The sequence below is a fragment of the Paenibacillus sp. 2KB_22 genome (assembly GCF_052115745.1).
Classification (GTDB): Bacteria; Bacillota; Bacilli; order Paenibacillales; family Paenibacillaceae; genus Paenibacillus.
Window position 1 is genome coordinate 1 of sequence record NZ_JBFRHG010000003.1, and the last position, 13,017, is coordinate 13,017.

At 45.4% G+C, this 13,017-nt stretch carries 9 protein-coding genes; 1 reads left to right on the forward strand and 8 read right to left on the reverse strand.

Annotated features, from left to right (window positions below):
- Nucleotides 1-519: 519 nt before the first annotated feature.
- Nucleotides 520-1,638: an HD-GYP domain-containing protein gene (locus tag AB4111_RS18990; protein WP_442032799.1), complete on the reverse strand. Its 1,119-nt coding sequence runs from the start codon at nt 1,636-1,638 to the stop codon at nt 520-522.
- Nucleotides 1,639-1,860: 222 nt separating this feature from the next.
- Entirely contained in the window at nt 1,861-4,425 is a 2,565-nt protein-coding gene (gene gyrA, locus AB4111_RS18995) for a DNA gyrase subunit A (protein WP_442032800.1), read from the reverse strand.
- Nucleotides 4,426-4,851: 426 nt separating this feature from the next.
- Between gyrA and AB4111_RS19000 the strand changes: the two genes are divergently transcribed.
- Nucleotides 4,852-5,799: a YheC/YheD family protein gene (locus AB4111_RS19000; protein ID WP_442032801.1), complete on the forward strand. Its 948-nt coding sequence runs from the start codon at nt 4,852-4,854 to the stop codon at nt 5,797-5,799.
- 86 nt (nt 5,800-5,885) lie between these two features.
- Here AB4111_RS19000 and gyrB read toward each other — a convergent pair whose 3' ends face one another.
- The 6 genes from gyrB to dnaA all read right to left on the reverse strand — a co-directional run bounded on the left by gyrB (nt 5,886) and on the right by dnaA (nt 12,312).
- Nucleotides 5,886-7,796, reverse strand: coding sequence for a DNA topoisomerase (ATP-hydrolyzing) subunit B (gene gyrB, locus AB4111_RS19005; RefSeq protein ID WP_442032802.1), 1,911 nt, complete (start codon nt 7,794-7,796; stop codon nt 5,886-5,888).
- Between the two features lie 142 nt (nt 7,797-7,938).
- On the reverse strand, nt 7,939-8,187 hold the full coding sequence (remB, locus tag AB4111_RS19010) for an extracellular matrix regulator RemB (RefSeq protein ID WP_017691405.1): 249 nt from the start codon (nt 8,185-8,187) through the stop codon (nt 7,939-7,941).
- Between the two features lie 13 nt (nt 8,188-8,200).
- On the reverse strand, nt 8,201-9,313 hold the full coding sequence (gene recF / locus AB4111_RS19015; protein ID WP_076216624.1) for a DNA replication/repair protein RecF: 1,113 nt from the start codon (nt 9,311-9,313) through the stop codon (nt 8,201-8,203).
- Nucleotides 9,314-9,370: 57 nt separating this feature from the next.
- Nucleotides 9,371-9,586: a S4 domain-containing protein YaaA gene (yaaA, locus tag AB4111_RS19020; protein WP_307415480.1), complete on the reverse strand. Its 216-nt coding sequence runs from the start codon at nt 9,584-9,586 to the stop codon at nt 9,371-9,373.
- A 16-nt stretch (nt 9,587-9,602) separates the two neighbouring features.
- Nucleotides 9,603-10,745, reverse strand: coding sequence for a DNA polymerase III subunit beta (dnaN, locus tag AB4111_RS19025; RefSeq protein WP_017691408.1), 1,143 nt, complete (start codon nt 10,743-10,745; stop codon nt 9,603-9,605).
- Nucleotides 10,746-10,965: 220 nt separating this feature from the next.
- Nucleotides 10,966-12,312, reverse strand: a complete 1,347-nt coding sequence (gene dnaA / locus AB4111_RS19030) for a chromosomal replication initiator protein DnaA (RefSeq protein WP_036611990.1) — start codon at nt 12,310-12,312, stop codon at nt 10,966-10,968.
- Between the last annotated feature and the right edge of the window lie 705 nt (nt 12,313-13,017).

Sequence of the window (13,017 nt, forward strand, 5' to 3'; positions counted from 1 at the left end):
TTAGGCATGCCGCCAGCGTTCGTCCTGAGCCAGGATCAAACTCTCCAATAAAGTATTGAAAAGAGCGATAAGCTCATTTTGAATCTGACGAGATTAAAAATCTCATTTGTGCTCCAGTCGATTCAAGCCAAGGCTTGTTTCAAACTTTCACATTCATTCTGCAAGCAGAATGTTTTACTCACTCGTTGTTCAGTTTTCAAAGATCAAACTTGTTTCGCTACCGAATGTCGTTCTCTTCAGCAACTTTTATATCTTATCACATCCGAACCAACTTTGCAAGCACTTTTTTAAGTTTCTTTCGAAGCTTAATTGATTTGCTTGCCGCACCGTGTAAACTGTGTTTTCTTGGCCGGACTTAGAATATACCATGTACAGATTTTGATTGCAAGTCTTTTTTGAGTAAAAAAAACATCTATCTATAATCTTTTCTGGTATATCTACATTCCTTTTATATCTCAAACGAAAAGGCCTCTCTATAAAAAGAAAGACCCTCTCCTCAAGTTGCTCTAATATCTATAGTTAACCGATAACCTCTTGAATGTGAAGCTGCCTTTGCTGCATTAGGTTAATGATGGTTCCTTCTACTGACACCATAGGCCGTGTAGGATGATCTCGATCAGAGAATACGATCTCTCCAATTTGGTTATTGCTGAGTTTCACTCGGATGCCATTATGGATCTGGGTCGACCGTTGAACAAATACACTTACGATTGCAGGGTCCAGTTTCCCAAATGCCTCACTTTGGATCTGTTCTAGGACTAGGTATGGTGATTGTGCCTTGCGGTAGATCTTCTCCAGCGTCATGGCGTGGAAAATATCAGCGATAGCTACAATCTTGGCATAAATATGAATTTGCGTCCCACTAAGCTGCAACGGGTAGCCTGATCCATCCACTTTTTCATGATGCTGCAAAGCTGCAAGTCTTGCTCCCTCATTAATGGCCTTTGCCTGTTTAAGGATCTGATAGCCATACTTCGTATGCTGACGAATCTCTTCCTGCTCTGTAGCCGTCAACGTGGATGGTTTATGGAGTATCTGCGGATCTACCTTGTTGTTACCAATATCATGGAACAAGCCTGCAAAAGCCACTTGCATCCAATCCTTGGAGGGGAGATCGATCCATTGAGCCAGTTGATAGGATGTGATCGCACTCAGTACGGCATGGTGATATACATAATCATGTTCTTGCATTACTCGTGGACTGAAGGTAAGCACATTATATTGTTTGAGATGTGCAAACACTGCCTCCAACTGTGTACGTAACTCATAGACCGGTAATTCAGCCGCCAGAGAGGACAGGAAAGCATTTTTGGTTAGTCCGACCATCTTCTCATACTCATCCTGCAAAGACGTTACTACAGGAGCTGTGGTGAAGTTCCCTGTCTTCCCTGCCCGTTCACCATTGTTGTCATTGGCAGAACTTCCTGCGGACACAGATGCACCTTTGGTTCCTGTACTACTCGACACCGTTCTTTCTTGTTCAATATCTACCTGTTGAATCATAAAGGCTTTGAGCACTTCCATATCCTTGGGTAAAATGACTTTTCCCTTCTGAAGCAGAACGTTGCCGCGAAGTGTTTGCACATCACTCCCAAGTTTGAGTCCTGGTTTGACTTCTGACAGGGTGATTAATCCCATGTGTATTCCCCTCACTCATCGTTCTTCTATGTTAATACAAACAAGACCATAGTCCCGGTTTTTCATGATATTTCCCATTATATTACTCAGGAATCAGGCTGTACATCCCAGATTCGGAAGAATAAAAGAAGAGATTCCTTTATACAAACAAAAGGGCTCCCCGTGGGAGCCCTCGCAATCTTCTTCCAATCTCAAAGAGATCAATCTTTATAAAATTCTATTTTATGCTTCCGAACCGGAATCGTCGCCCTCAACTTCAGCATCAGCTTCCGCCTCAGAAACGGTTCCTTCTTCAAGGCTTACTGCCGGAGCTTGAGTTTCCCCGCCTTCCATGCCTTCAAGTGACTCATCGTCTGGTTCTTCTTCATTTTTGTCAATTCGGCTGACTGTAGCTACTGAATCCTCGTCACGAATATGAATCAGCTTCACACCCTGCGTGTATCGACCCATAGTGGATATGCCTTCCATGCTCATCCGGATCAACGTACCGCTAGACGTGATAATCATCAAATCCTCTTCGGTTTTAACCATTTTGAGGCTGACTACAGCGCCGTTCTTCTCTGTGACATTGATGGTTTTGATCCCTTTACCGCCACGAGTCTGCATTCGATAGTCACTGACAGGTGTACGTTTACCGTAACCTTTAGCTGTAACGATCAGAACATCAAGCTCTTGATCGACTACATCCATGCCAATAACGGCATCCTGTTCATCCAATGTGATACCTTTAACCCCGGTTGCACTACGTCCCATGGAACGTACGTTACCTTCGGAGAATCGAATAGACATTCCGTGAGCTGTACCCATAATGATCTCTTGCTGTCCATCGGTCAGCTTAACATCGATCAGAATGTCATCATCACGCAAGGAAATACCGATCAAGCCGCCTTTGCGGATATTGGTGTAATCCTCAAGTGGCGTTTTCTTCACAACCCCTTGACGGGTAGCAAAGAACAAGTATCTGTCACTTTCAAATTCCTGAACCGGAATCACGGCATTAACCGATTCACCCTGCTCAATCTGGATCAGGTTGATGATCGGTGTTCCCCGTGCGGTACGTCCAAGCTCTGGAATCTCGTAAGCTTTGAGACGATACACTTTACCTTTGTCAGTGAAGAACATGAGGTAATTGTGAGAGTTGGTCACGAACAGATGCTCAACAAAGTCGGTATCTTTCGTATCCATACCCACGACCCCACGTCCACCACGTTTCTGGCTGCGGTATGTGGATACCGGCAGACGTTTCACGTAGCCTGTATGGGTAATCGTAATGATAACCTCTTCACGTGGAATCAGGTCCTCATCCAGAATACTCTCTTCACCTACAGTGATCTCTGTACGACGATCATCGCTAAAGCGGTCGCGGATCTCTTGCAGCTCTGTACTGATAATCTCAAGCACCAGATGCTCATTGGCCAGAATTTCGCGATACTCTCTGATTTTGACCATCAGTTCGTTATATTCATTTTCAATACGTTCGCGTTCCAGACCTGTGAGGCGTTGCAAACGCATATCGAGAATAGCTTGAGCCTGATCATGACTGAGTGAAAAACGCTCAATCAAACCTTCTCTGGCTGCATCTGCATTACTGGATGAACGAATCAATGTAATTATCTCGTCGATATGATCCAACGCAATGCGTAAGCCTTCTAGAATGTGTGCGCGAGCTTCAGCCTTCTTCAGTTCAAACTGCGTACGTCTGCGAATAACCTCAATCTGATGCTGCAGGTAGTGATACAACACTTCACGCAGGTTCAGAATTTTAGGTTCTTTATTCACAATCGCAAGCATGTTAATCCCGAAAGTGGATTGCATCGATGTATGTTTGTATAGGTTGTTCAGGACAACCCCCGGATTCACGTCTCTGCGTAGCTCAATTACAACCCGCATACCATTACGGTCAGACTCATCACGAAGGTCAGTAATGCCATCAATCTTTTTATCACGTACTAACTCGGCGATTTTCTCAACGAGTCTCGCCTTGTTCACCTGATAAGGCAGTTCCGTAACGATAATTCGCGCCTTGTTGTTATTCTCTTCGATGTTGGTTTTGGCCCGCATCGTTACTGAACCACGTCCGGTCTGATACGCCTGGCGAATGCCTGAGCGTCCCAAAATGTAGCCAGATGTAGGGAAGTCTGGTCCTTGAATATAATCCATGAGTTCCATGGATGTAATGTCCGGATTTTGAATCATGGCCTGTACACCATCAATGACCTCGCCCAGATTATGAGGAGGAATATTGGTGGCCATACCTACCGCGATCCCGCCGACCCCATTGACAAGCAAGTTAGGAAAACGAGCAGGCAAAACGATTGGTTCATGTTCTTCACCGTCATAGTTCGGCTGGAAATCAATCGTATCCTTGTTGATATCTCTAAGCATTTCCATAGCAATCTTGGACAAACGAGCTTCGGTATAACGCATGGCTGCTGCCATATCGCCATCGACCGATCCAAAGTTACCATGTCCATCTACATGCATATAGCGCAGGGAGAAATCCTGTGCCATCCGTACCATCGTCTCGTAAACAGCAGAGTCACCGTGTGGGTGATACTTACCGATAACTTCGCCGACGATTCTGGCTGATTTTTTATGTGGTTTATCGGGTGTCATGCCGAGCTCTGACATTGCGTACAGAATACGCCGGTGAACCGGCTTCAATCCATCACGTACGTCAGGTAAGGCACGGCTAACAATGATGCTCATCGCATAATCCATAAACGATTCACGCATCTCAACGCCTATATCCCGATCTGTAATCTGAGAGTTCATTTCTTCCGCCATGCTGGACCTCCTTCTTGTCCTTCAACAAACGTTCCATTCCGTCATGCAAGAAAATTGATTATATGTGAAAAGCCTAACAAGGCTAAAACCGCGCAAGAACGCTACTCTTTATTATATTACTTTCACAAAAGTTACACAATTAAACGTCCGCTGGGCAATAGCCTTTCTTCCGGGAACTTCTGCGTGTCTGGGGATACGCCCTGCCTTCCTCCTCAATTGCACATACAATGCTAGAAAAACGGCATATGTACTGTGCTCACCGAGGCTAAAGCCATTCCCGTCCTACGATCAAACTGCAAATTGTGCAGCTCATCGCACAAAACGCCATATTTCTCTATTATACCACTGAAATCGTCTCTTGTCCTTTGATTTCTCCGTGTCTTTCCCTCTTTAGAACTGAGCAAAACATGAAAGGACTGATGGATCTTGGGTATCCAACGTGTCTCCAGCAAATGGGCCAAAACAACTGTGTTGCAACGCAGTCGCATGGTGAATGAATATATCCCAGTCACCCGAAAATATAGCCGTCAAACTCTGGAACGAATGACTGAATTATTTGAGTCCAACTATATCAAACCAGACCGTGGTACTTACGGTAATGGAGTCATGCGGGTGAAAACAACCCGTTTATACGTACCTGTCGTTAATTCCGAAGATCCCACCACAGAAGCAGAGGTTCCGGAAGAATCCAATGATCTAAACCCACCTGATGAACACGAAGCAAGTGGTATTACCTCCAGAGCTACCGAGCTCACAACAACATATCAACTCCAATACGGTACAGAGGAGAGATCATTTCATTCCCTAGATGAACTCGAACGAGCACTGAATGATCGCATTCAGGATCGTGAGTATATCATTCAACAGGGAATCTCGCTGATGAAGCATGAAGATTTGCCTTTTGACTTGCGTGTGTTGACTCAGAAAAATCTGCAACACAACTGGGAAACAACAGGTATTCTGGGACGTGTTGCTGCACCGGGCAAAATTATCACCAACATTCATGGTGGTGGGCGATTGGCCACGTTTGAAGAACTCGTACTCCCCCATCTTCACCAGGATGGCTTTAAAAAACTTCGCAATGAGCTGTACCGCTTAGGTATCCATACTGCTGTGCAATTGCAAACATCATTTCCAAGACTCAAAGAGATTGGTATTGATATTGCACTAGACGAAGAAGGACGTCCCTGGATTCTTGAAGTTAACACACTGCCGGGCATTTATGCTTTTGGTTTACTACCGGACAAGGGGACGTACCGGAAGATCAAACGCTATGCAATTGCGTACGGTCGTTTGCCCTCCAAAAAGAGTAAGAGTTCTCGTCCATCCCCCAAAGCACAGGCCTCTTCTGCCAAAAAACGTGTACGTCGCTAACAACGGGATACGGAAGTCTACTGCTTCCTATTCCGTGATTCCAATAATATAAAAAGGCGCCCTCACAGGCGCCTCTTCGAATATCGTTAAATGTCGAGGTTTTTCACGTATTTCGCATTTTCCTGGATAAAGTCACGACGCGGTTCAACGTTATCTCCCATCAGGGTGTCGAACATGGTATCAGCAAGTATGGCATCATTGATCGATACTTGCATCATGGTCCGGCTCTCCGGATCCATCGTCGTTTCCCACAATTGTCCGGCATTCATCTCGCCAAGACCTTTGTAACGCTGAACGTTGAATTTCGCATTTTCGCCGAGCGTTGCAATAATTTCATCGCGCTCTTTCTCGGAACCGGCATAACGAATCACTTTGTTACGCTCAATCTTGAACAATGGCGGTTGTGCAATATATACATAACCTGCCTCAATGATTTTACGCATGTACCGATACAGGAATGTCAGCAACAGTGTTCGGATATGAGCACCATCGACGTCGGCATCGGTCATCAAAATGATTTTGTGATAGCGGGCTTTGGCAATATCGAAGTCATCACCAATACCTGTACCCATCGCCGTGATAATTGCCCTAATCTCCGCATTACCCAAGATCCGGTCGAGACGAGCTTTTTCCACGTTCAGAATCTTACCACGCAGTGGCAAAATCGCTTGGAAATGACGATCACGGCCTTGCTTCGCTGATCCGCCGGCAGAGTCACCTTCGACGATGTACAATTCGCTGATTGAAGCATCCTTGGATGAACAGTCTGCCAGTTTACCTGGAAGTGAGCTTACTTCGAGTGCACCTTTACGACGTGTCAGTTCCCGGGCTTTACGGGCCGCTTCACGCGCGCGTGCTGCTTGCAGTCCTTTTTCCAAAATGCGACGGGATACGGAAGGATTCTCTTCCAGGAACTCCTGCAGTTTCTCGGCAAACAAGGATTCGACAATCCCACGAACTTCGCTGTTACCCAGCTTGGTCTTTGTCTGTCCCTCAAATTGCGGTTCCGGAATCTTGACCGAAATAATAGCGGTCAAGCCTTCACGCACGTCGTCCCCGGAAAGGTTACCCGTGCTATCCTTGATTACCCCCGCTTTACGAGCGTAGTCATTGATAATCCGTGTAAGGGCACTCTTGAAACCTGATTCATGCGTACCGCCCTCATGCGTATTGATATTGTTGGCGAAGGAATAGATATTCTCGGTGTAGTTGTCATTGTATTGCAGCGCAACTTCCACCTGAATGTTGTCTCTGGAACCTTCGACGTAAATTGGATTTTCATGCAGTACTTCACGCTTCTGGTTGAGGAAGGAGACGTATTCGATAATGCCGCCCTCGTACAGGAACGAGTTGGTTGCACCTGTACGCTCATCCGTCAGTGTCAGACCAATCCCCTTGTTCAGGAACGCCAGCTCACGAATACGGGCAAGCAAGATGTCATATTCATAAACTCTCGTTTCCGTGAAAATTTCAGGGTCTGGATGGAACCTAACCGTTGTTCCCGTTTCTTCCGTTGTACCGATTACTTTCAGGTCATACTGTGGAGCTCCACGGCGATATTCCTGTTGGTAAATATGTCCCTCACGTTTAACAGTTACAACCACTTTTTCAGAGAGAGCATTCACAACGGATACACCGACACCATGCAAACCACCGGATACTTTATATCCACCGCCGCCAAATTTTCCTCCTGCATGGAGGACAGTCATAACGACCTCAAGTGCAGGACGTTTCATTTTGGCATGTTCGCCGACAGGAATACCCCGACCGTTATCGACTACTGTCACGCTATTGTCTTCATGGATACTGACCTCAATGTGGTCACAGTAACCCGCGAGAGCTTCGTCGATACTGTTGTCCACTACTTCCCAGACCAGATGATGCAGGCCCTTGGAACTGGTGGAACCGATATACATCCCCGGACGCTTCCGTACGGCTTCCAATCCTTCAAGGACCTGAATTTCATTCGCATCATATGACGGTTGATTCATAGACATGCCTTTCACCTACTTCTATAGATTCAATATCGTAAATATGCGTTAACTAATTAATGTTTGCTGAAATAGGCAACGTCCTTCATTTCAGCCAGTTGTCCACATAAAGACAAGCAGCAAAAGACACACCCTTATGCCAATTACACTAGAGATCAGGAAAAATGTGAGCCCGCTTCTTCAGCGTGGCTGAGGAGATCGGCGAGTAGTACACAATGTTTTTGGTCACCACAATGGACTTGGCTTCCTCCTCACCGATGTGTTCCACTGTTTTTTCCTGCTCGGCATGTGTGACATACTGCTTGGAGATCTTTGAGGATTTTTCAATCGATATATCAAAAATAGCGACCAATTCGGAAGAACGGATGATCTTCTCACCGCCCAGATGAATGTACATAAGCCCTCACTCCTTAGCGTTCAACCTGTCCGGCATGAACGTGATAAATACTGGCATCTTTGAGCTTGTCAACGTTCAGGCTCTCGATGCCCGTAGCTGTAATAAAGGTTTGCACCTTGCTCTGGAACGTTTCGATCAGCTGCGTCTGGCGAAAAGGGTCCAGCTCTGACAGAACATCATCCAGCAGCAGGACCGGATATTCTCCGATTTCTTCGTGAATAAGTTCGATTTCCGCAAGTTTAAGGGACAACGCCGTTGTGCGCTGCTGCCCCTGGGAGCCATATGTTTGTACTTCCCGATCGTTAATGAAAAAGGACAGGTCATCCCGATGCGGCCCACTAAGGGTTGTGCCTCGGCGAATCTCCTGCTCTTTCATTTGTGATAATTTTATCATAAATTGGTCCATTAAGACAGCTTCATCTTCCTCAGCGGCTTCGCTGAAGGACGGAAGGTAGGCCAGCCGCAAGACTTCTCCGCCTCCGGTGATCCCCTGATGAATCGTTTCTGCCCACTTTTGCAGTTTCTTTATGAATTGTTTCCTTTTTTTGACGATCTTAACACCATGCTCGACCAGTTGTTCGTTCCATACCTCAAGCATGGTCTGGGCTGATGCCCCTTGTCCCCAAAGCTGCTTAAGCAAATTGTTTCGTTGGACGAGCACTTTTTGGTATTGCTGCAGGTGATACAGGTAACCTGGTGCAACCTGTCCGATCTCCATGTCAAGAAACCGGCGGCGGACCCCCGGTGTGCCTTTTACAATCTCCAGATCCTCCGGAGCAAACATCACGACATTGAGCGCTCCGACAAAATCACTTAACTTGCGCTGCTCCAGGCCGTTAATCTTTGCTTTTTTGCCTTGTTGCGACAAAGATAGCTCAAGCTTGACCGATCCGTACTTTTTGTCGACCTCTGCTGCAAGTCTGGCACGTTCCTCACCGAAACGAATCAGCTCCTTGTCTCGGGATGTGCGGTGGCTCTTGGTGAGTGCAAGTACAAAAATCGCCTCTGCAAGATTGGTCTTGCCTTGGGCATTTTGCCCGATCAACAAGTTTACGGGACCAAAAGAGTCCAGTCTCAGATGTTCATAATTGCGGAAATTCTGCAGATCAATGCTGTTCACAAACACGCGGTAACCTCCCTTTTATCCCGTCCGTCAGGAGGCAGCAGGATCGAACTGGTCTTCTTATTCTGCAGCAACTTCGAATGTGCCTTCTCCGTCCACTTCAACGATATCCCCAGGGTATAACTTACGTCCCCGGCGTTCCTCAGGCTCTTTATTCACACGTACAAGTCCTTCTTGAAGCAGAGCTTTGGCCATACCTCCAGTTGGGATGCAATCAGCCAGTTTCAAAAATTGATCAAGCTTAATATATTCCGTTCGAATTGTAACTTGTTTCACTGTGATCTTCCTTTCGTTAGTTGGTCGTCCGGTATGGCAATATCACATAAAGGCTATGACTGTCATCCAGCGGTTTCAAGATGATTGGACTCATGACTCCTGTAAAAGCGATCATCAGCTGCTCACTTTCAACGACTTTCAGCACATCCAGCATGTATTTGGAGTTGAACGAGATTTTTAACGGATCTCCCGTAAACTCGGCAGGTTCGATTTCTTCTCTTACTTTACCTAGCTCGGAAGAGCTTGAAGAAATTTCAACGGATCCTGAATCCATCGTTTGCATACGCACGATGTTTGTTTTCTCTTCACGCGACAGCAAATAAGCCCGGTCGATGGATTCACTTAATTTTTTTGTATCCAAAACAAGTTCTGTTTTGTATGACGTTGGAATAATTCTAGAAGTATCGGGATATGTTCCGTCCAGAATACGGGAGTAGAACAATACACGATCGATTTTGAAGAGAACCTGATTGTCTGCAACAACGATATCCACAAGCGTATTTTGATCCGGAACAATTTTGCTGAGCTCGTTCAGCGTTTTACCGGAAATGACCACGTTGTTGAAGCGGATACCTTCTGCATTATCCAGCATTGCTGAACGAGTAGCAAGACGGTGGCGGTCTGTTGCCACAAATTTCAATTCGTTGTCACCCAAACTCCAGAGTACACCTGTCAGGATTGGAGTTGTCTCATGTGTGGAAATGGAGAAGACGGTTTGTTTGATCATATTTTTCAGTAAATCTCCTGGAATGGAGACCGTTTGGTTTTCTTCAATGCTTGGCAGTACCGGGAATTCTTCCGGATCAAGACCTACCAGTTGAATCTCGGTAGCACCTGCGGAGATAAAGGTGTTGAAGTTTTCTTTGACTTCCATGTGCACTTCTTGGGATGGCAGCTTCTTGATGATCTCCACGAAAAACTTGGCTGGCAGAACTACACTTCCCGGTTGATCTACCTGAACTACGCTTTTATCTCCATCTTCAAGCGGGATGAAGGATTGAATGGATATATCGGTGTCGCTTGCTGTCAACGTTACACCTTGATGATTCACGTCGAATTTGATACCGCTCAGAATCGGAATCGTTGTACGGCTCGAGATCGCTTTGGATACTTGCTGTATGGAATCGTTTAAGTAGTTTTTCATTATGCTGATTTTCATGGTTTCACTCCTAGCTGATTTTTTGGGTGTTGGGGTGTTGAAAGGTGTTTTTCAAAGGCCGAAGGCTAAGCTCCGAAATGGCTATTTTGGAGATGATATCTTTAAGATCTTTTTAGTAATAATAGTAATAGGGGCACTGAATATGTGGATAAGTGGGTATAAACCCGTACACCCAAGCCTATCCACATGTGTATACGTTGTGCATAGGCTTGGGACTTGTTCAGGTTGGATTCTTAATTTTTTCGGTTAAGTTGTTGATAACTTTATAGAGATCCTGATCGTTTTTAATCGCTTGGGAGATTTTTTCGTGAGCATGTATGACAGTGGTGTGATCTCGTCCTCCGAATGCTTCCCCGATTTTGGGCAGAGAAAAGTCTGTCAGTTCACGAGAGAGATACATGGCAATCTGTCTTGGGAAAGCAACTGCCTTGGTCCGTTTCCGTGCTTTGAAATCTTCAAGCTTAAGGCTATAGTACTCGCCGACCTTTTGTTGGATGTCATGAATAGTGATCATTTTGGGACGACTGGAAGGAATAATATCCTTCAGTGCTTCAGCTGCCAGATGAGTGGTTACATCTTGATTAGTCAGTGAAGAATAAGCAACGACCCGAATCAGGGCGCCTTCCAGTTCACGGATGTTGGTGTCAATCTGGTTGGCAATGTACATCATCGCTTCATTCGGAATATCCAAGTTTTCCGCACGTGCCTTTTTCCGCAAGATTGCGATCCTTGTCTCCAAATCTGGAGGCTGGATATCCGTAATTAACCCCCATTCAAATCGAGAACGAAGTCGTTCTTCCAGTGTCGGAATTTCCTTTGGTGGTCTGTCGCTGGAGATGATGATCTGCTTCCGTTCCTCATGCAGCGCATTAAACGTATGGAAAAATTCCTCTTGTGTTGATTCTTTTCCCGCCAAGAACTGAATATCATCAATGAGCAAAATGTCGACGCTCCGGTATTTGTTACGGAAGCTTTCCCCGCGGTTGTCACGGATCGAGTTAATGAATTCGTTCGTGAATTTCTCAGACGACAAATAAACGACTTTGCTGCCCGGATCATGCTCCAGAACGTAATGTCCGATCGCATGCATCAAGTGAGTTTTACCGAGACCTACCCCTCCATACAGAAAGAGAGGGTTATAAGCTTTGGCGGGCGCTTCAGCGACCGCCAGCGATGCGGCATGGGCAAAACGGTTGCCCGGCCCGATGACAAATGTATCGAACGTATATTTCGGATTCAGCATGCTGAGTACCGCTTCTTCCTGTACAACTGTAGGCGTTGGTGCCGGCAGTTGCGGGTCCGGTTCAGCAGGCTTGTTCTCTTCAATGACAAATTTCACATCGACTTGTTTGCCAAGCAGTTCGTATACCGTCGATCCAACCAATTTGGTGTAACGGCTCTCCAGCCATTCGACGGCAAACGTAGTTGGTGCGGAAATGACGATGGAGCGGTCATTCAGTTTAGTAGCCTTGGTTGCTTTAAACCAGGTATCAAAACTGGGTTTGCTGAGTTTGTTTTGTATGATTGATAAAATTTGCTGCCATAAATCAGAAGTATGGCTGTCCACAGACTGTCACTCCTTTTACATGTTCCAAGTGTGGCTTAAGCCATGATGCAGTGTCGAAATACGAGATATATTGTTGAATTTATCCCCAAACCCCCGCAGGTCGAAAACAAAAAAAGTATGAACAACGGAAAATTGTTCACAACTTTATCCACAGGCTGTTGATAATATTATGGGTCAGATCACATATTCACATCCAAAAGTAATACAATCATAGCAAAAGAAACCCCGCATTTCAACGTATCGCGTGATTTTATCCACAAATTCAATAACTTGTGTATAATTTTTAGTCACAACACAATATATTGTTTATAAACTGTTTAATTTTCGACAGAAAGACCCAAAAACCAAAAATGTTTTATACACAGGTTATCCGTCAAATGATGCCAAATTGTGTGTAAAAGTATTCTTCGTTTGTGAATAACCTGTCTGTGGATAACCGTGAAGTGAAAATGGAGCATGATCGAGATTAGAAAAAGGGTTACCTCTCAACCTCGTTTTTTTCTTGGCAATGGGGCGATGGTGAAAGCTACGAATTCAATGTCAGGGTAGTGACGAAGAGGGCGGTAAACTCATGCAATTCATTGAACAGGAGTAGTGGTGTATTTGTTGAAAAGATGGTAATTCTGTAATCGGCGATGTAGAAGAATTATGGACCAAGAGGACTTCATTTTGAGACATCTGGAATGTGAGTTATCCGGAATGAAG